At 42.5% G+C, this 19,844-nt stretch carries 16 protein-coding genes and 1 pseudogene; 11 read left to right on the top strand and 6 right to left on the bottom strand.

All coding sequences use genetic code 11. From position 1 onward, the window contains the following. The first annotated feature begins 55 nt into the window (after positions 1-55). From DX060_RS05810 to DX060_RS11985, 4 genes are all read left to right on the top strand, one after another. A complete protein-coding gene (locus DX060_RS05810; protein ID WP_115011578.1) occupies positions 56-1,048 on the top strand; it encodes a glycosyltransferase family protein in 993 nt (330 codons plus the stop codon). Positions 1,049-1,117: 69 nt separating this feature from the next. Then, on the top strand, positions 1,118-2,083 hold the full coding sequence (locus DX060_RS05805; protein ID WP_115011577.1) for a methyltransferase FkbM: 966 nt from the start codon (positions 1,118-1,120) through the stop codon (positions 2,081-2,083). Between the two features lie 57 nt (positions 2,084-2,140). Continuing rightward, positions 2,141-3,085, top strand: coding sequence for a glycosyltransferase family 2 protein (locus DX060_RS05800; protein ID WP_115011576.1), 945 nt, complete (start codon positions 2,141-2,143; stop codon positions 3,083-3,085). Between the two features lie 22 nt (positions 3,086-3,107). Then, a complete protein-coding gene (locus DX060_RS11985) occupies positions 3,108-4,343 on the top strand; it encodes a class I SAM-dependent methyltransferase (RefSeq protein WP_258552216.1) in 1,236 nt (411 codons plus the stop codon). Here the strand turns inward: DX060_RS11985 and DX060_RS11335 are convergent. Next, entirely contained in the window at positions 4,330-4,503 is a 174-nt protein-coding gene (locus DX060_RS11335; protein WP_181814207.1) for a hypothetical protein, read from the bottom strand. The two genes, DX060_RS11985 and DX060_RS11335, sit on opposite strands and share 14 nt — an antisense overlap. Positions 4,504-4,557: 54 nt before the next feature. Between DX060_RS11335 and DX060_RS10850 the strand changes: the two genes are divergently transcribed. Next, positions 4,558-4,770: a hypothetical protein gene (locus tag DX060_RS10850; RefSeq protein ID WP_147278783.1), complete on the top strand. Its 213-nt coding sequence runs from the start codon at positions 4,558-4,560 to the stop codon at positions 4,768-4,770. Between the two features lie 108 nt (positions 4,771-4,878). Here DX060_RS10850 and DX060_RS05790 read toward each other — a convergent pair whose 3' ends face one another. From DX060_RS05790 to DX060_RS05770, 5 genes and pseudogenes are all read right to left on the bottom strand, one after another. Further along, the gene (locus tag DX060_RS05790; RefSeq protein ID WP_181814206.1) at positions 4,879-5,997 is read right to left on the bottom strand and encodes a glycosyltransferase; all 1,119 of its coding nucleotides are present in this window, start codon (positions 5,995-5,997) and stop codon (positions 4,879-4,881) included. 44 nt (positions 5,998-6,041) lie between these two features. Then, complete coding sequence (gene argS / locus DX060_RS05785; protein WP_115011574.1) at positions 6,042-7,646, bottom strand: arginine--tRNA ligase; 1,605 nt, start codon at positions 7,644-7,646, stop codon at positions 6,042-6,044. Between the two features lie 308 nt (positions 7,647-7,954). Further along, a pseudogene (gene tatA / locus DX060_RS11980) lies at positions 7,955-8,167 on the bottom strand (twin-arginine translocase TatA/TatE family subunit); the annotation flags it as partial. A 69-nt stretch (positions 8,168-8,236) separates the two neighbouring features. Continuing rightward, the gene (gene gmk / locus DX060_RS05775) at positions 8,237-8,899 is read right to left on the bottom strand and encodes a guanylate kinase (RefSeq protein ID WP_258552215.1); all 663 of its coding nucleotides are present in this window, start codon (positions 8,897-8,899) and stop codon (positions 8,237-8,239) included. Continuing rightward, on the bottom strand, positions 8,889-11,732 hold the full coding sequence (locus DX060_RS05770) for a midas domain-containing protein (protein ID WP_115011571.1): 2,844 nt from the start codon (positions 11,730-11,732) through the stop codon (positions 8,889-8,891). Before DX060_RS05770 ends, gmk begins: the two co-directional genes overlap by 11 nt. A gap of 65 nt (positions 11,733-11,797) precedes the next feature. Between DX060_RS05770 and DX060_RS05765 the strand changes: the two genes are divergently transcribed. From DX060_RS05765 to DX060_RS05740, 6 genes are all read left to right on the top strand, one after another. Then, a complete protein-coding gene (locus tag DX060_RS05765; protein WP_115011570.1) occupies positions 11,798-12,319 on the top strand; it encodes a phospholipase D-like domain-containing protein in 522 nt (173 codons plus the stop codon). 19 nt (positions 12,320-12,338) lie between these two features. Beyond that, a complete protein-coding gene (locus DX060_RS05760) occupies positions 12,339-13,178 on the top strand; it encodes a CheR family methyltransferase (protein WP_258552214.1) in 840 nt (279 codons plus the stop codon). A gap of 13 nt (positions 13,179-13,191) precedes the next feature. Beyond that, a complete protein-coding gene (locus DX060_RS05755) occupies positions 13,192-13,854 on the top strand; it encodes a CheB methylesterase domain-containing protein (RefSeq protein WP_115011569.1) in 663 nt (220 codons plus the stop codon). 330 nt (positions 13,855-14,184) lie between these two features. Then, a complete protein-coding gene (locus DX060_RS05750; RefSeq protein WP_115011568.1) occupies positions 14,185-14,556 on the top strand; it encodes a DUF485 domain-containing protein in 372 nt (123 codons plus the stop codon). Further along, the gene (locus DX060_RS05745) at positions 14,553-16,217 is read left to right on the top strand and encodes a cation acetate symporter (protein WP_115011567.1); all 1,665 of its coding nucleotides are present in this window, start codon (positions 14,553-14,555) and stop codon (positions 16,215-16,217) included. The genes DX060_RS05750 and DX060_RS05745 overlap by 4 nt, the downstream gene beginning before the upstream one ends. A gap of 72 nt (positions 16,218-16,289) precedes the next feature. Further along, positions 16,290-19,844: a proline dehydrogenase family protein gene (locus DX060_RS05740; protein WP_115011566.1), complete on the top strand. Its 3,555-nt coding sequence runs from the start codon at positions 16,290-16,292 to the stop codon at positions 19,842-19,844.

Genomic DNA, 19,844 nt, shown 5'->3' with positions numbered 1-19,844 from the left:
AAGGGCTAGATAGCTATAATGCACTCTTTACTTACTTAAAGAAGGTTTAGGATTTATGGATTCTACACTTGCGCCAATCGTGCTTTTTACCTACAATCGCCCACGGCACACTAAAGCCACGCTAGAAGCCCTAAAGGGCAATCTCTTAGCCAAGCAAAGCCACCTATATATCTACCAAGATGCACCTAAGCAAAATGCCCCACAAGAGCAAAAAGACTCCGCCCTAGAGGTTACTAAGCTTTTGCAAGAAGTCATTGCTAGCAATGAAAATGGCATATACTTTAAGACAATCACCCTAATCCAACGAGAGCGTAATTTCGGGCTAGCGGATTCTATCATCGATGGTGTTACAAGCATTATCAACAAACACAGCACCATTATTGTGCTGGAAGATGATATTGTTGTCTCTCCTGTGTTTTTAGACTATATGAATACTGCCCTTAAAGTCTATGCAAATGAAAAAAAAGTATGGAGCATAGCAGGCTGGGGATACCCCATTGACACCCAAGGCTTAGGGGATTGCTACTTTTGGAGAGTCCCTCACTGCTGGGGCTGGGCTAGTTGGGGGGATCGATGGCAGTATTTTAAGCGCGATATGTCTTTGAATTTTAAAAACTCTTTTAGCAAGAGTGATATTGCTTATATCAATCTTGATAGCGTGGCTGACTACTTTAGCCACTTTACGCTCAATCATAAGGGCAAGATAAAAACTTGGGCGATATTTAATTATCTTATCGCTTATAAGCACAATGCCCTAACACTCTGCCCAAGCCTTTCATACATCAAGCAAATAGGTTTTGATGGAAGTGGGGTGCATTGCGGTGACAATGGCAATATTTTAAATGCTTCCAAAATCAATACAAAATTCCCCATTCTCTTCCCTGATACAATCGTAGAATCCACTTTAGCACTACAGAGGATAAGGGATTTTGAGCTAACTCACAAAACAACTATAACAAAGCGCATAGCACACAAAATACAAAAAATCTCCACAATAATGCAAAAAAGCTTATCTGTGATAGCTCATAGGGGGGGGGGCAGCATATAATCTAAATTATGCACTCATACACACAAATACCGCTTATTGTAATAATGTGTGTGCAAGTAGGGCAGCATAATGCAGCCCCCTATCTATCGCTGTCAAAATGCTGTATTGCTACTCTTTTTCAATCGCCTAGACACCACGCTTGCTGTGCTAGCACAAATTGCCAAAGTCCAGCCCAAAGTCATCTATCTAGCCCAAGATGGTGCTAGAGATGATAAAGAGCTAGCGCAAGCTGCACTATTGCGCAGACGCGTTATAGAGCATATTACTTGGGAGTGTAAAATCCACACGCGATTTTTGGATACAAATTTAGGCTGCAAGCTCGCTGTAAGCTCGGCTATATCGTGGTTTTTCTCGCAAGAAAAGCAGGGTATTATCCTAGAAGATGACTGCTTGCCTAGCATAAGCTTTTTTAGATTCTGTGATGAGTTATTAGAGCGATATAGCAATGAACAGAAAGTCTTTATGATAAGTGGCTGGAGCGGACTTGATTTTGCTAAAAATACTTCGGTAGAAACATTGCACCCAAAGGCACAGCTGCAAGAAGACTACTTTTTTTCTAAATACCCACATATTTGGGGCTGGGCTAGCTGGGCTAGAGCGTGGCAAAAGTATCAACTAGAATTTAGCGACTTTGAAGCAGAATTTAGATTGCTTGATAATTTCTACTCCGTTAAAGAAAAACGCTATTGGTATAAAATCTTAAAAGCCTATGCACAAGGCAAAATAAATACTTGGGACTATCCTTTGGCATATAGTGTATGGAAACACAAAGGGCTTTGCATTTATCCTAAGAATAATATGATCAAAAATATTGGATTTAATAGAGATGATGCCACGCATACCACAGGAGAATCTAAATTTGCCACAATGCCAAGCTATGAGCTAGCTTTCCCCATCATACACCCAAACTCTACCCAAGCCCACGCCATAGATACCACAGCTTTCCACATAGCCTTTCATCAGCCATCTATATATGCAAGAATTGCAAAAAAACTTACCAAACTCTTCAAAGCTTCAACAATCCCCAAACATTAGCCTAACGCACGCCCATTGTGCTATAATCGCACAAATTTATCAAGAAAGCCCACTATAATGGATACAAGCACGCAAGCACAATCCCCGCTTATTTCTGTCATCACCATTGTTTATAATGATATAGCCCATATTATAGAAACAATGGATTCTGTCATCGCACAAGACTATCCGCAATTAGAATACATCATCATCGATGGCGCAAGCAGTGATGGCACAAAAGAAGCGATTATGCGCCATATACAAGCGTGCGCAAAAGTGGATTCTAGGGGCAAAGGGGTAGCGAAAACAACCCACGCGCACAATGAAAAAAGTGGATTCTACCTTGAAGCCACGCATAAAGAGAAAAATCTCACTTTTAAATTCCTAAGCCAAAAAGACAGCGGGATCTATGAAGCGATGAATAAAGGCACAGAGCTTGCCACAGGGCAGTGGTGCAACTTTATGAATTGCGGGGATAGATTTTATAGCCCAAATGCATTAAAGGAGTTTTTTGCTTATTTTTCTCACCAAAGCACGCAAAGTATGCTACAAACACAGCCCCAAATCACTCCCCAAATCCTTTATGGCGACTCCCAGCTTATCTATGATGACACCCACTCTAAAATCCTCTATGCCTCCACCAAATCGCATAAATACCGCCACCACTTTATCCATCAATCCGCCTTTATCGCCACCCCCCTTATGCAAGCCTACCGCTATGATACAAGCTTTAAAATCGCAGGAGATACGGACTTTTTCGCCAAGGCTTACAATAATGGCGTGAGCTTCTATCATATCCCGCTTGTGGTCTCAAGCTTTAGCCTAGAGGGCGTAAGCTCACATCTCTCGTGGCAGATGTTTAAAGAAGACTGCCAAATCGGCTATAAATACAACCGCCTTTTCCCCCTGCTCCACGCACTCAAATATCTTTTTTGGATTATTCCGCGCGTGTGTATCCGCGAGCTTATCCCAGCAAGATTCCGCAGCCAAGCGAGAATCCTACTAGGTAAAAAGACAAGCTAATCCCAAACTACAAGGAGTTTTTATGTATCTTGACACCCCTGCAAAAAAGCCCACGCTTAAAAGCATTTTACGCAAAGCCAAACGCAAAGTAGAAGCCATCTTTGGGCAAATAGACTTTGTCCCAAGTGGGCATTTCTACTCGCCCATTGCCAATGCCAAAGAGATAGAAGAAGGCATTGCCAATCGCTCCTATGATCCACGCGATTTAATCGGTATAGACTTAAAGCTAGAATCCCAAAGGACATTGCTGAAAGAATTTGCCACGCTTTATGCAGAAATGCCTTTTACAGAGCAGAAACAGCCGCATTTGCGTTACTATTTTGACAATCAAGCCTACTGCCACAGCGATGGCATCTGCCTCTATGCGATGATACGCCACTTGCGACCACAAAGGATTATAGAAGTAGGCTCTGGCTTTAGCTCCGCGCTTATGCACGATGTAAGAGAGCTTTTCTTCACAGATAAGAAATCTAACGGGGGGGGGGGGCAAAATAAAGCAGATTCTGTTTGTGAGCTAGAATCTATTTTAGATTCTGGAAAAAATGCAATAGCTCTAAGCAAGTCCGCAAAGGATTCTAGGATTTTGCACGATGGCACAAATTCTACAAACGCAGCTAGGCGACAGGATTTTGGAGATAAAAATGGGGCTTTGCAAGACGAGTCAAGGGCGCGCACTTGGGCGTGCGTAACTGCAGACTCGCCGCAGCAATCGCCATTTTTAGCCCAAAAGCCAACGCCAGAACCAAGCAAAGCGCAATCTACCAATAAAGCCAAAACAACACCTTTTCATATCACCCACATTGAGCCCTACCCCGCCCTTCTCCACTCTCTCTTAAAACAAAGCGATATAGATTCTCCTTTCACACGCATTTTGCCAAATCGTTTGCAAGAGATAGATGAAAAGCTTTTTGAAGAGCTTGAAGCCAATGACATTTTATTTATAGATTCTACACACATTGCCAAAATCAACTCCGATGTCAATAGAATCTTTTTTGAGATTCTCCCTAGGCTTAAACGCGGCGTATATATCCACTTCCACGATATTTTTTATCCCTTTAGCTACCCAAATGATTGGCTAAGGGACAAAAACTCGTGGAATGAAGCCTATCTCTTGCGTGCATTTTTAAGCTTCAATCCTGCCTTTGAAATTGTCTTTTTCAACACTTGCTTAAATCATCTCTACAAAGATGAGTTTGCCGCCGCACTGCCCCTAAGCCAGAAAAATACCGGCGGAAGCTTATGGCTTAAAAAGCTATAAGCCAAGCTGCCTGCCCTGCAACACAATGTGGAGCAATTATGCAGACTCTATGCCAGCCCCCTACTCCATAGAATCCATTAAATCCACTTGCCCTAGAATCCACTTTTTTATCGTCATTGCGAGTGGTGCTTGGCATCCAAACTAGAATCCACTTTTGCAAAAGTGGATTCTAGTCTTTGCGCGTTTTTTCTGCTTGGGATTCCAAGATTGCGTTATGGATCGCCACGCCTTTTTCAAGGCTCGCGATGACGATGTGGAGCTGTCATTGCGAGCGAGTATAATGAGCGTGGCGATCCAATGTAAGCGAAGCGGCGCAAGAGCAATCCACAAAACGAAGTTTTTTAGAAAACAAACGCAGTGCAGTTTCTTTAGAAAACAAGTAAAACGCTCGGCGTTAGCCGATGTTTCTTTAGAAAACAAGCGATAGCGGTGCGAGCGAAGCGAAGCAGGTTTCTTTAGAAAACAAGCGAAGCGAAGTTTCTTTAGAAAACAAGTAAAATGCATTCTTAGTAATCCATAGGTATTTTGCTAGAATCTACAATGTCTTAAAAAGCTCTTCCCACTGCTGCAAGACCGCAGATTTAGAAAACTGCTCTTCTACGCGCTCTCGCACGCCAGCCCCACACTCTTCACGCAAGCTGCTTGATCGCATAAGCTCCTTTAGGCGCGTAGCATAAGCTTGCATATCATTATCGTGTATCAAATTTTTAGGACAAGGTATCACATCGCTAGGTCCGGTATTGACATCAAAAGCGATGAGAGCAAGCCCCATAGAGCCTGCTTCTAGTAGCACCATAGGCAGGGCTTCATAGTAGCTAGTCATCGCGTATATGCTGGCTTTGGCGTATTCTTCTTGGATTGTTTTGCTAAAGGGCTTTAGCATAATGCTAGATTCTAGCCCTTTTTGCGCGATTTTTTCTTCTAGCTCACACTTAATCTCGCCATCGCCTATGATACAGAGCTTCCAGCTAGCAAACTCTCCACTACGCTGCACCATCTCCCATATATCAATAAGCCGTGAAAAGCCCTTTTGATCGCCCTCTTCCATACGCCCCACAGATAGCACCACCTGTGCGGAGCTATCACACTCCTTTTTGCTAGCAAATTCTGTGATGAAGTTTGGGATCACGCTCACGCGCTTATAGTGCTTGTGCCACAAGTCATACTGCTTATTTGATAGCACCACAATGCTATCAAAGCTTTTGGCACGCGAGCGTGGGCGAGAAAATGGCAGATGAAAGACTTTGATTGTCTTTGGAAAGGCATTAAAACGCAATAAGGGGGGGGGCAGATAGATATGATCATTGTCAATAAGAAAGTCAAAGCCCCTAGCAAGTGCGCAAACCTTATGGCTTAACACACGCTCAAAGATATTGCGATAGTAGAGTTTATAGAGCTTGCTTTTTTGGGCTTTTTGGTGCATTGGCGCACCGCTATAATCATAGATATAGCTAAGGCTCACGCGAGAGTCTAGCACATAAGGCAACTCATCATAGCGTTTAAAACAACTACAAACCCCAACCTCATAGCCCAGAATCTGCACAAAGGCATTAGCAAGATTTACCACCACGCGCTCTATGCCGCCTTTGCGCGTGATGTCGCCTATGACAAAAAGCACTTTAGTTTTGGTGGATTCACCAACCCTAGAATCCACTTTCACACTAGAATCCTTTTTTGCGTCTTTGGCATTGCATTGGGCTACATCTGTGTTTTTGCCTCTATGCCAAGCATATCTAGGGCTTGAGTTAGGGCTTGGCTTACCAGCATAGAAGCTTTAAGCAATGGGGCTTGCAAAGTGGATTCTAGGATTTTATGCGCATTGTAGAATGCGTGGAACTCTCCAGCAAGAGATTTGGCGTATTCGCAGACTTTCTGCAAGCTTTTCTCCTCCCACGCCATTTGCGCCACTCGAGGCAGTAGCAGAGCTTCAAAGACTAGCTCCCTAGCCGCCACTAAAGCCGCACTAGAATCCACTTTTTGAGCCAAATCTGCTTGAAGTATGGCACTAGGCTCTAGGGGGGATTTTTTCAGCAAAGTGTGGATTCTAGCATTGGCATAGTTGATATAAAAAATAGGATTGCTAGAATCCTGCTTGCTTAGTGTGGCGACATCAAATTCTAAATGTGTATCAGGCTTTTTAGAGAGAAAGACAAAGCGCAGCGCATCAGCTCCAATATCCGCTAAAACATCGCGCATAAGGATAAAATTCCCCGCGCGCTTGCTCATTTTATAGGGCTTGCCATCTTTAAGCAGGCTTACCATTTGGGCTAGAAGCACTTGTAGCTTTGAAGAATCATAGCCCAAATACTCGATACTTGCCTTTACTCTAGCGATATAGCCGTGGTGGTCAGCTCCCCAGATATTGATATAGCGCGAAAAATCGCGGGAAAATTTATCGCCGTGGTAGATAATATCTCCCGCCAAATATGTCGGCTCGCCATCTTCACGCACGATCACGCGGTCTTTCTCATCGCCCTTTGTGCTTGAAGCAAGCCAAAGCTTACTATCTTGCTCATAGACACCTTGATGAGCCTTGAGCCGCTCTAGCGCGCTATCCCAGCGTGTGAAAAGCTCTTTTTCACTCACATAGTTATCAAAGTGGATTCCACACGCCGCGAGATTGTCCTTGATCTCTTGAAGCATTAGATCCTTGCCAAAATCACTTAGGACAGGGATTTGCTCCTTGGTCATTATCTCTTGCCCAAAATGCGCGATAGCAGACTTAGCAATATCGATGATATATTCACCCTTGTAGCAGTCATCATCGTATTCCACGCTATCGCCCAGCAGCTCCCTGCCCGCTAGGTAGATCGATTTCCCCAGCTTGCCAATCTGCGCACCTGCATCATTGACATAGTATTCACTGCTAATGCTATGCCCTAGGTAGCTCCCTAGCCTCTGCAAGCTATCGCCTAGCACTGCCCCACGCGCGTGTCCTATATGCAAAGGACCTGTGGGGTTTGCGCTCACATACTCAAGCAAGATTGTCTCGCCCTGCGCCAAAGGCACGCTAGAATCTATACGCTTTTTGCCCAAAGCAGAGCTAGCAAAACTCTCTAGCAACGAATCTTTCAACAAGAGATTGATATAGCCCCGAACTTGAGTAACTTTAGCAAACGCGCTATGCCCTTCTAGCTGTGCGCATAGCTCTTTTGCGATCACCTCTGGAGATTGCTTGCGTGCCTTAGCTAGCGTAAATGCCACAGGCGTAGCAAAATGCCCAAATTCTCTGTTTTTAGGTCGCTCTAGCACAATCTCGCAATGCGTGATTTGCGAGATAATGGACTTGACATATTCATACATTTCTTGCCTTGCTTTATGATCTATTTGGTGCTTTTTGTTGATTTTGCTTTGGTTGTTTCGCCAGATTTTTTGGCTTTAGTTTGTGTGGATTTCTTAGGCTTGGATTCTTTGCTAGATTTTGGGCTTTTGGAACTTTTGCTCGATGTATCTTTGGGCTTGTTTGTAGAGCCTTTAGGGCGTCCGCGCTTTTTGGGTGCTTCTGCTGTGCTTACTTCAAGGCGCACCACTTGTGGTGCAGGCGCACTCACAGGCGCATTTATAGAAGCCTGACTTGCTACGACTTTAGCTTCTATGATCTCTTTACTATCACTTTTTGCGATAGTTTGTTGCGTGGGTTGCGCGGGCGTTGGTGTATCTAGCTTTGGCATATCGCTTTCATCATCATCGCGCACGGCTTTTTTGAAGCCCTTAATCCCTGTGCCAAGCCCTTTTAGAAGCTCGGGGATCTTTTTCCCTCCGCCAAATAGCAACAACACCACGAGTAAAACAATCAGCCAATGCCACCAACTAAAACTTCCCATATTTGCTCCTTGTGTAAAATAGGCGGTATTCTAAGGTGTTTTTATTTAATTGTAAATATCTATCCTAGACTACTGCTTCATATCTTCGCCAACATCTTGCCACAGCGACTGATAGATACTAGGCTGCGGGATAAACTCCAGCGAAGTAGCGATCCCAATAATCGCACGCTTAGAGCTTTGCAAATCATCATTGACGATAAGATAGTCAAAATGCGAGAGCTGCTGCATTTCATTATAAGCGTGCAATAATCGCAGCTCGATATTTTGCGTAGAATCTGTCTGCCTACTCTCTAGCCTCTTGCGCAAAATCTCCTTGCTCCTAGTTGTGATAAACACTGATCGCGCGAGATTCCCATAATACTCCTTGATACTTTGATGTCCTTGCACATCAACATCAAATATCACAAGCTTACCCTGCTCTAAAGCCAGCGTGATAGGTAATAACGCTGTGCCATAGTAGTTATTATGCACTTGCGCCCACTCTAGAAACGCCCCCTGCTTAATATCTGCTATAAACTGCTCTTGACTCACGAAGTGATAATCCACCCCATCGCGCTCACCATCTCTAGGGGCTCGCGTAGTCGTAGAGATAGAGAAGTAAATATCACTAAAATGCTCTTGCAAAATCTTGCACAAAGTAGATTTGCCCGAGCCAGATGGTCCAGATAGGATCAGGATCCGCCCAAACAACGCCCCTTGAGTCGCTTGAGATGCTGGCATACTATTTGTCATATGTATCCGCGAAGCTGATATTGATAGAGATTTTCGCGCCATTGAGCAAAGAGCGGATTTCTTGAGCAGATTTATTTGCTAAAAGCTCACTAAAAAGCTGGGCTTGTGTTTGATTGGCTTGGGTGGAGCCGCCAGAGCGGTTATCTGCGTGGGTATTTTCTGTGCTACCTAGCGCATTATCCCTGCTTTTTCTTTCATTGCTTTTTGCAAACGGATCCAAATCGCCAAGTGATTGCATTTCATCACGCAAGGCATTGATAGCTTGCAAGCTTGAGCCAAACTCACCTAAATCATCAAGCGTGGCTTGATCTTGGATCTCCTCTTGCTCCTCTTGCGCTTCTTCTAGCTCCTGCAAATCGTGCGCCACCATAGAATCTAACGCCCCTGTCAAAGCACTAGAATCTTGCAATGCACTAGCCCCTTCACTAGAATCCTCCACGCCAAACTCTCCCAAATCCCCAGCCAACTCGGAGTTTTGCAGCATAAGATCTTGCGACTCCTGCGCCAAAGCACTAGAATCTTGCATAGATTCTAGCTCGCCTACATCCTCTAGCCCCTGTCCTATTAGCTCTTCTGCTAGATTCTTATCTATATCCTTATGGCTTGATCCATCGCTAGATTCTAGTGTGCTTGCCTGCAAATCGTGCTCAAGTATATCTGCTTCTTCTTGCACGCCTTGCAAATCCTCTTGCACACTCTGCTCTTGCATATCTGCTTCTTGCAAGCTCTCTATATCCGTGCCAACTTCCAAAGATATAGGCAAGTCATCTTGCACGCCTTGCTCTATACTATCTAGCACACTCTCTTGCGCGACAAGATCCTGCGCGCTAGAATCTAGCTTGCCTTGGCTAGATTCTATATCTGCGGATTTTACAAGGTCTGCACTTGGCTCATCTTGGCTAGATTCTAGCTTGAGATCATCACTCATATCACTAAGTGGGTCTTGAAGTGGATCTTGCGGATCTGTAGATTCTACTAAGCTAGATTCTATGGCTTGCTCGCTGGTAGGTAGATCTTCGCCCAATGCCTCGCAAATCTCACTCTCACTTAGCTGCAAATAATCCTCTTGCATATCTGCGCTAGATTCTTCTGCCTGCTCCACTTGCGCAAGATCATCAAGCTCAATATCAGCAAACTCTTCTTCACCCAAAGCCATATCGTGATCTGTGGCTGTGGCTTCTTGATTAGATTCTAGCTCTTGCATATCTTGTGGCTGCTGTGTCTCTTGCTCTTGCAATGAGTCCTTTGCATCCGTATCTTGCTCTTGTGTCTCCACATTTTGCGTCTCCTGTGCTGCCGTAGAATCCACTCCCTCCTTGCTATCATCAAGCAGAGTTTTGACAAGCTCAACCTCATCTTGCGGGAGGATCTCGCACTCCTGATTAGATTCTAGAGAGTCCTTACCATTTAGCTCGCTAGCTTCTTTAATATCCGCACTATCTTCTTCTGCTAGATTTTGCGCCTGCTTATGTGAAGAATCTTGATCAATCTCTGCGATCACTTCTTGTGTTTGAGTCTCTTTAGACTCTGTCTTTGTCTCTTCATCAGTCTCCAAAGGGTCAGCAAATCTCTCATCTATATCTACACCAGATTCTAGGATCTCATCACCTATGATCTCATCATTTAGCTCTAGATTCTCTTGCATATCCACTTGAGTATCGCCCTTTTGACTATCGCCATTATCTAAGGCAGTGTCGCTCACAAGATTATCTACCATACCTAAGTCATCTAAGTCGCTCTCTTTGCTACTCGACTCGCTGGATTCTAGAGATTGCACTTTGTCTTGCTCCAATGTCTTAGCACTAGAATCTGCAATAGATAAATCCAAAGGATCTGGCGTATTTTGTGCTATCTCATCACCGATCTTATCTACTGCCTCGCCTGTATCTTTTGCTACATTTGGCTCTAAATCATTGGATTCTAGGATGTTTTCAAGCGTATCTTGATCTGTCTCTTGCACATCTTGTGCTTCATCGCCTAGATCGATCGGCTTGGCACTATCTACTGCACTCTCAGCTAGATCTTGTCCAGAATCTAAACTCAAATCACCCAGATTACCCAGATCTAGCGGTATTTCATCACTGCTATCATTTGCAGCCACATCAGCACTAGGCTTATCCCCACCTAGCTCATCTAATGCCCCTACATCAAGATCCTCCATATCTCCATCTTCTAGGAAATTAACCTCATTGCGCCCATTACTCATCTCATCTATCATTGCACCTACATCACTAGCACTGCTACTCTTTGTATCTTCCCCACTATCTTCTTGCCCTATATTTTGTTCATCAATTTCTTGCGCAGCTTGTGTTGTGGATTTCTCACTAACACTAGAGAGATCTAAACTATCTGGGAGTGATGGAAGCGCAGAGACATCATCAAACTCCTGTGCAATATCAAAATCCCCCAATTTATCTAGCACACTCATATCTAGCTCTGGCATTTGCACACTATCATCAACTTGGGCAATCTCATCTTGTGTAACTTCAGAAGCATTGTGCAAATCCTGCCCAACTTTTAGTAACTCTGCTTGCAAAATATCCAAAATCTCCGTAGGTAAAAATGGCTTTTTCACGAGATAGGAAAACTCTTTAATCGCCTTGGTTTTAGCATACAACATACAGCTCAAAAAGTCTTGTGCTATGGATTTTACACGATCTCTATCCTGCCCTAGCCCACTCTCATCAACAAAGACAAAATACTCTTTTGTCAATGTGCTTACATCACACTCATCAGTGCTTATATAGCTTATAAGCGTGATCCCTGTTTTCTTCGCAGTGGCTTCAATAAGCTTTGCAACCATTGGATCGGTATTGATCAAAACGATTTTCATAAAGTTACCTATTTTAGAGTAAAATGGCACGGATTATAGCATATTTTTCACCCAAAGGGCTTTTGATGAGAAAAATCCTAGTGTTTTTGGTAAGCTCGTGGCTTATATGTGAAGCAAAAAGCGAGCTATTTATGTTGCCCTATGAGCAAGACAAAGCCTTCAAAAGCCTGCACAGCTCACTCAAACGCGCACAAAAAAGCATCGATATAGCCATTTATAGCTTCACCAATAGAGAGCTAGCAAAAGCTCTCCGCGATAGCGCGCAAAGAGGCGTGAAAATCCGCATAATCTTTGATGAGAGTAGCAAAAACGACTCGCGCTCAATGATCGGCTATCTTGATAAATACAACAATATCTCCACCTGCCTGCTCAAAGGAGGAAAATCCCCAAAAGGTAACTACTATGGTATAATGCACCAAAAGCTCGCCATAATCGATAAAAATCTTCTCTACATCGGTTCAGCTAATTGGAGTAAAAATGCGTTTGAAAACAGCTATGAAACGCTTTTTTATGATGATGATAATTATCTTGTCTCCAAGGCTGCGCGCTATTATGAAGATATGTTCAAATCCTGTCGAGCATTTTAATCTAGCCTAAAGGACACTCTTGAATATAGACACAGCCAAAGCGTTCAAAGAGATCCAATCCTATCTCCACACAATCACAGGAATTTACCTAGACATCTCTAAACAAACAATGATGAAAAACCGCCTAGATTCTCTCAAGCAGTTTCCTGTCTTTGATAGCATTACAACTGCAAGTGAGCTTATCGCGCTTACTAGCAAAAACCCCCAAGCAAAGCAGCTTTTCATCAATGCCTTTACCACCAATCAAACAGACTTTTTCCGCGAGAAAGTGCATTTCCAAGATATGCTTGATCGTGTTTTGCCAGCACTTTTTCAAAACCAATTCAATATCAAAATCTACTGCGCTGCTTCATCAACAGGCGAAGAGCCTTACTCCATAGCCGCCACTGTGCTATATGCTAGCGAGATATATAACTCTTCTTGCAATGTGGAGATTTATGCAAGTGATATTGACACAAAAGTCTTGCAAGATGCTAAAGATGGGGTTTTCACCCTAAGCCCCACGCTCAATCTCCCCAACTGGGTCAATATGGATAGATATTTTGACACCTTGCAAGTAGCTGCAAATGGCACAAAAACTATCCGCGCTAAGACAGTGCTAAGAAAAATGATCAAGTTTTTTCAGCTAAATTTGCACGACTCCACCTATCCATTCCACCAGAATGAATTTGATATTATCTTTTGTCGCAATGTGCTTATTTATTTCCAGACCCAAGAGCAAGAGCAGATTCTAGGAAAGCTCTTGCGATTTTTAAAGACAAATGGCACGCTATACATTGGACACGCAGATGATATTTTAGGACTCAAGGATAAGGTAGAGAGACTAGGCAATAAAACTTATATAAAAATACGAGATTAGCCTAAGGATAACTATGAGAGAAATAGAAGAAAAAAAACATCCAGATGTGCTACTAAAAAGCAATCCTTGCTTAATCAATCGTGAAAAGCTTATTGTCATAGGCTCTTCTACCGGAGGTCCCATCGCCTTAGAAGAAATCTTTGTCGCACTGCCCGCGTGCAATCTCCCGCCCATTGTCGTAGTCCAGCATATCCCCGAGCATTTTAGCCAAACGCTAGCCAAACGACTTGATACAAAATCTAAGCTTAGTGTCTTTGAAGTCAATCAACGCTTCGTGCTTAAAAATGACTGCATTTATCTAGCAAAAGGCGGGACACAAATCGCGCTTGGCTATGAAAATGGCAAATATTCCGCCCATCCTATCCTAGATGCCCCTAGGATCTCAAGGCATCGCCCAAGCGTGGATATTCTCTTCCGCGCAGCCAACAACATTGCCGGGCGCAATACTTTAGCGATCATTCTCACAGGTATGGGTGATGATGGCTGCATAGGCATTAAGGAGCTGCACGATAATGGCGCAAAAACAATCGCGCAAGATGAGCAAACCTGTGTGGTATTTGGTATGCCAAAACGCGCGATAGAAGTAGGCGCGGTCGATGAGATTTTGCCGATCAGTAAAATCGCAGATAGGATTGTCAAATTTGCTCAAAGTAACAAGAAAGATGACAATCAATAACTCTATCATAAAACCCAAGCACGCCCCCTACTTTATCTCTAGAAACACCCCTAGCAATTTTCTTAAAATCCACAAAGCTAGAATCTAGTTTTGCAATACACTTCTATGCTTCTACCCAATGCACCTACACTACCGCACTTCTAAGGCAACACTCATTGGTGATAATTTTACACATTTATTTTTATAGATGTTACTATTTTACAATCATAAATGGTATTTGACCTGCATATCATTTTATCACCGACATTTTATTGTAGTATCAAAGTGTATGTTACTTTATTGGCATAAAACAGCATAGTAACAAGAAATTTTTACACATAAGGAGAAGAAATGGGGCTCAAAGAAAATCAGCAAAACGCCTTATCGAAATTTCGGCAGTTTGTCAGCTTTAGGAACAAGATTTCGCTTGTTCTTTCGCTTGTAGTTTTGGTGTGCTACTACATCTTTGTCCTTAGCGTAGGATTATTCCCAGAGGTGTTGGGGTATCGCTTAGGACCAAGCTCTGTTACACTTGGGATTATTGGAGGACTCTTTATTATTGTTTTAAGTATTGTTGTTACAGGGATTTATACATTCCTAGCAAACACTTATTTCGATCGAGATCAGGCAAATATCTTAAATCAACTGCAAGAATCTAACTTGATCAAAGACCTACAAAATGGCGAGATTGATTATAAAAACCAGCAAGGAGGTGCCCAATGAAAATATGGCAAAAATTTTCTATCACATTGTTTGCAAGCACATTTGGTGTCCTGCCACTTTGTGCTGATGCAATCAATACCGGTGGTGCAAAATCCGATGTAAATCCTGTCGCTATCGGTATGTTTCTAGCTTTTGTGTTGGCGACATTATTCATTACTTATCTCTCAAATAAGAAAAGTCAGTCTGCAAGTGGATTCTACACTGCTGGCGGTAATATCACGGGTATGCAAAATGGTGTTGCCATTGCTGGGGATTATATGAGTGCAGCGAGCTTTTTGGGTATTACGGCATTAGTTTTTACAAATGGCTTTGATGGATTGATCTACTCTATTGGGTTTTTAGTGGGTTGGCCTATCATATTGTTTCTAATTGCTGAAAAGTTCCGCAATCTTGGAAAATTTACCTTTGCAGATATTACCGCATATCGCCTTGATGCAAAGCCTATCCGCATTATTTCAGCGGTTTCAGCATTGAGCGTGATTGTGTTTTACCTTATCGCACAAATGGTTGGAGCAGGGCAGCTTATACAAGTGCTTTTTGGACTTCCTTATGGTGTCGCAGTGATTCTTGTGGGGATTTTGATGATTTGTTATGTTGTCTTTGGTGGAATGCACGCGACAACTTGGGTGCAAATCATTAAAGCGATTTTACTTCTAGCAGGGGCTAGTTTTATGGCGATTATGATTTTGTATTTGACAAAATTTGATCTTTCTTATTATTTTGCTCAAGCTATTTCTCACCACCCAAAAGGTGAAGCGATAATGTCGCCTGGCACATTCTTGCCAAACACTATCTCCGCAGTTTCACTTGGACTTGCTTTAATGTTTGGGACAGCAGGTTTGCCACATATTTTGATGCGCTTTTTCACGGTTAAAGACGCTAAAGAAGCGAGAAAATCAGTCTTTTATGCCACAGGGCTTATTGGGTATTTTTATATCCTTACCTTTATTATTGGCTTTGGTGCGATTGCTTTGCTTTATGGGAATCCTGAATTTACAAATCCCGATGGCTCTTATAGCGGTGTGGCAAATATGGTGGCAATCAGCCTAGCTGAAGTGCTTGGTGGCAATGTCTTTTTAGGCTTTATTTCAGCTGTGGCATTTGCTACGATTTTGGCTGTTGTCTCGGGTCTTGCCATTTCTGGAGCGGGGGCTATTAGCCACGATTTGTTTGTCAATGTCTGCAAAGATGGCAAATGTGATCCTAAGCTTGAGATGAGAGTAACTAAGGGTGCGACTATATTCCTTGGTGTGCTAGCTATCGCGTTAGGATTCTTGTTTGAGAAACAAAATATCGCCTTTATGGTGGGGCTTGCTTTTGCTATTGCAGCAAGTGTGAATTTCCCTATTTTGCTCCTTTCAATTTATTGGAAAAATCTCACGACTAAAGGTGCGTTTTGGGGAGGATTGATAGGGCTTGTTGTGGTGCTGACACTTGTGGTGCTAAGTCCTAGTATTTGGGTGAAAAGCTTTGGCTTTGAATCTGCGATTTTCCCTTATGATCATCCAGCAATTTTTACAATGCCTTTGACCTTTATAGCAATTTTTATTATCTCTAAGCTAGATAACTCCAAACGCGCACAAATCGATAAAGATGGCTTTAGAGCGCAAGATTTCCGCGCACAAAGTGGAATTGGTGCTAGCGAGGCTGTAGCCCACTAAGCCGTATCTCACTTATCTCTTCCTGCCCTATGTGGCAGGACACAAAACCAAATCTACCTACAAGGTTTATCAATGATACAAAAATCCATCGCTTTGGCAGAAGAGCTACAAAGCAAAATCGAGCAAAATCTCTCCACTAGTGAGAGACAATTCCACGCTAAAATGCAAAAGCTTCTTAATAATCCCAAAAATAAAGTAATGCTAATCGAGCTACTTGACCGCTCTTTTCGCTGCAAGGATAAAAAAGCGAGTTTTGAGCTTATAGAACACACGCTGAATAAATTTGGTATAGCGGACTTTTTCTCTGCCTTTGAGAAATTCTTGCTTTTTAGCTTTTTAAACTTTGGTAAGCTAGCACCCAATTTTAGTGTGCCGTTTTTCATCTCGCATTTGAGAAATGATACAAAGGCTATGGTGCTAGACGCTGATGAAAATTTCCTAGCCCCGCACATTACCAAGCGTAAAAATGAGCAAAACATCACGCTTAATGTCAATCTCATCGGTGAAGAGGTTTTAGGAGAGGCAGAGAGCAAATACCGTATGCAAAAATACGAAGAAGCCCTAAAATCAAGCTATATCACTTATATTTCTATCAAAATTACTACAATTTTTTCACAGATTAATATTATTGATTTTGACTATTCTAAAGATGAAGTAGTAAAAAGACTTGATACGCTCTATGCCCTAGCCTTAGAAGAGCAAAACAGGCAAGGCGTGAGTAAATTTATCAATTTAGATATGGAGGAGTTTAGGGATTTAGAGCTAACTGTGGCGGCTTTTATGGAGAGTGTGGGCAAATTTGACATTAAAGCGGGCATTGTTTTACAAGCCTATATCCCTGATTCTTACGAGTATCTTAAAAAGCTCCTTGCCTTTTCAAAAGAAAGGGTTTTAAAGGGTATGCAGCCTATTAAAATCCGCTTTGTAAAGGGTGCAAATATGGAAAACGAAGAGACAATCGCTAGCCAAAGAGGCTGGGAGCTACCGACCTTTGAGCGTAAAATCGACACCGATAGCAACTATAATAAAATGCTAGATCTTGTGCTAGAAGATGAAAATTACAAATATATCAATGTAGGCATCGCTAGTCATAATATCTTTGAAATCGCTTACGCCTACACACGCATTAAGGAAGCAGGGGCAAGTGAGAGCTTCACCTTTGAAATGCTTGAGGGTATGAGCTTGCAATGCTCTTATGAGCTATCTAAAATGCACGATTTAATTCTCTATGCGCCCGTGTGTGATGAAGCGCATTTTAACAATGCCATTGCTTACCTTGTGCGCCGTCTTGATGAAAACACAAGCGAAGATAATTTTATGCGCTATTTTTTCAACCTTAAAGTCGGCTCTAAAGAATGGGAAGAGCAAAAGGCACTCTTTTTAAATGCCCTTGAAGGTATCAAAACTCTTGATAATACCACACACAGAAAGCAAGATAGAACCAAAACGCAAAATGTCCCAAGCTCTTACACGACAAAAACTTTTACCAATGAAAGCGACACAGATTTCATACTCTCACAAAATCGCTTGTGGGCGCAAAATATTAAAGCAAAATACGAAAATTTAAGCGATTATGATGTCTATCCTGTTGCTGGAGAGCTTGACTTCACACAAGCGGATTTAAACACTTTAGAAGTTAAAGACAAAATAGCCCATCGCACCATAGGCACAGCGTATTTAGCAGGAGAAAATGAGCTAAAAGCAGCTTTAAAAGTGGCGAAAAACTCAAACTTCACGCAAAAAAGTAGCGATGAAATCTATGGCATTTTAGCCAAAGTCGCCAAGCTTATGCGTGAGAGAAGGGGGGATTTGATAGGGCTTGCGGCGTTAGAAACAGGCAAGACTTTTTTAGAAATTGATCCTGAAGTAAGCGAGGCGATTGATTTTGTGGAGTTTTATCCCCACTCTCTAGAAACACTCAAAAAGCAAAATCCAAACGCCACCTTTAAGCCAAAGGGCATAGGCGTTACCATTGCGCCGTGGAATTTCCCTGTGGGTATTTCTGTGGGCACCATAGCCGCTCCTTTAGCTGCTGGTAATGTCGTGCTTTATAAGCCTTCATCGCTTTCTATGCTGACAGGCTATAAGCTTTGTGAGTGCTTTTGGGATGCGGGCATTCCAAGAGATGCGCTAATTTTCTTACCAGCAAAGGGCAGTGATATATCGAAATATATTTTAAGCGATGAAGCGGTGAAATTCTCCATACTTACAGGCGGTGAAGATACTGCTTATGCGATGCTAGAGGCAAATCCAACGCTACTTTTAAGCGCAGAAACTGGGGGCAAAAATGCGACCATTGTGTCTAAATTTGCCGATAGAGATAGCGCAGTAAAAAACATTATCCACTCTGCGTTTTCAAATTCTGGGCAGAAATGCTCCGCCACCTCTTTGCTTGTGCTTGAAGATGAAGTCTATGAAGATGAAGAATTTAAAAAAGCCCTTGTTGATGCGGCAGCTTCTTTGGCGGTGGGAAGTCCTTTTGTCTTTAAAAATAAATTAGGTGCTTTGTGTGATAAACCTAGCGAGAAACTGACAAAAGCTATCAATGAGCTAGAAGCTGGGGAAGAGTGGGCGTTAAAACCAACATTTATAAATGATAATCCACACTTAATGACTCCGGGTATAAAATATGGCGTGAAAAAAGGTGCTTTCACACATATGAATGAGCTTTTTGCGCCACTTTTAAGTGTGATTAGGGCTAAAGATTTAAAAGAAGCCATTGAGCTAGTTAATGCCACAGGTTATGGGCTTACAGCGGGATTTGAGAGCTTAGATGAAAGGGAGTGGGAGTATTTTCACACTCATATTGAAGCAGGTAATATCTATATCAACAAGCCCACAACAGGTGCTATCGTGCTAAGACAGCCCTTTGGCGGAGTGAAAAAATCTGCCATAGGCTTTGGGAGAAAGGTTGGGATCTATAATTACATCACGCAATTTATGGATATAGAAGCAAAAGCTGATACAAACTTGCTTGATAGTCCCTTAGCAAATGCGTTAGAAAAACTAAGCAAAGCAAGTGATGAAAGCACACAAGCTACCCTAGCAAATGCCACCCTTATGGCAAAGTCCTATGCCCACCACTATAAGCACGAATTTAGCGTAGCAAGAGATTATGTCAATATCCGCGGAGAAGATAATCTTTTTTCTTACACGCGGATTAAAAATCTAGCCTTTAGGGTGTGTGAGCAAGATAGCTTGCAAGATATTCTAGGCGTTATCATAGGGTGCAATACACTAGGCTTAAGCCCACTGGTAAGCTATGAGAAAAAAGTGGATTCTAGGGTTTGTGATACAAACGCGCAAAAAGTGGATTCTAGGGCGATTATCACCTTGGCTCAAAAAGTTTGTCAAATGACAGACTTAGCCGCAGATTTTGTAGCAGAAAGCAGCGATGAGTTTATCGCTAAGCTACCACTTTTTGAGCGCGTGCGCTATCACGCCAAGCCGGATACAAGCGATCCTATCTATCAAGCTGCTGCTAAAGAGGCTAAAATCATTATCCGCGATAAGCCACTATTAAATGGGCGTTTTGAGCTTTTGTTCTATCATAATGAAAAGGCTTTAAGTGTGTCTTATCATCGCTATGGAAACTTGGGCATTCGTGCTTTAAAAAATTCACAATAA

Origin of the sequence: Helicobacter canis (assembly GCF_900451095.1) — a bacterium.
Classification (GTDB): Bacteria; Campylobacterota; Campylobacteria; order Campylobacterales; family Helicobacteraceae; genus Helicobacter_B; species Helicobacter_B zhangjianzhongii.
This window is presented reverse-complemented; position numbering and strand designations above follow the sequence as displayed.

What these genes read in the sequence shown, in the direction of transcription:
- argS (WP_115011574.1), bottom strand. Translation starts at nt 7,646, where the DNA reads ATGTATGAATATGTCAAGTCCATTATCTCGCAAATCACGCATTGCGAG.
- DX060_RS05740 (WP_115011566.1), top strand. Translation starts at nt 16,290, where the DNA reads ATGATACAAAAATCCATCGCTTTGGCAGAAGAGCTACAAAGCAAAATC.
- DX060_RS05800 (WP_115011576.1), top strand. Translation starts at nt 2,141, where the DNA reads ATGGATACAAGCACGCAAGCACAATCCCCGCTTATTTCTGTCATCACC.
- DX060_RS05805 (WP_115011577.1), top strand. Translation starts at nt 1,118, where the DNA reads ATGCAGCCCCCTATCTATCGCTGTCAAAATGCTGTATTGCTACTCTTT.
- gmk (WP_258552215.1), bottom strand. Translation starts at nt 8,899, where the DNA reads ATGACAAATAGTATGCCAGCATCTCAAGCGACTCAAGGGGCGTTGTTT.
- DX060_RS05810 (WP_115011578.1), top strand. Translation starts at nt 56, where the DNA reads ATGGATTCTACACTTGCGCCAATCGTGCTTTTTACCTACAATCGCCCA.
- DX060_RS05770 (WP_115011571.1), bottom strand. Translation starts at nt 11,732, where the DNA reads ATGAAAATCGTTTTGATCAATACCGATCCAATGGTTGCAAAGCTTATT.
- DX060_RS05765 (WP_115011570.1), top strand. Translation starts at nt 11,798, where the DNA reads ATGAGAAAAATCCTAGTGTTTTTGGTAAGCTCGTGGCTTATATGTGAA.
- DX060_RS05755 (WP_115011569.1), top strand. Translation starts at nt 13,192, where the DNA reads ATGAGAGAAATAGAAGAAAAAAAACATCCAGATGTGCTACTAAAAAGC.
- DX060_RS11985 (WP_258552216.1), top strand. Translation starts at nt 3,108, where the DNA reads ATGTATCTTGACACCCCTGCAAAAAAGCCCACGCTTAAAAGCATTTTA.
- DX060_RS05745 (WP_115011567.1), top strand. Translation starts at nt 14,553, where the DNA reads ATGAAAATATGGCAAAAATTTTCTATCACATTGTTTGCAAGCACATTT.
- DX060_RS10850 (WP_147278783.1), top strand. Translation starts at nt 4,558, where the DNA reads ATGGATCGCCACGCCTTTTTCAAGGCTCGCGATGACGATGTGGAGCTG.
- DX060_RS05750 (WP_115011568.1), top strand. Translation starts at nt 14,185, where the DNA reads ATGGGGCTCAAAGAAAATCAGCAAAACGCCTTATCGAAATTTCGGCAG.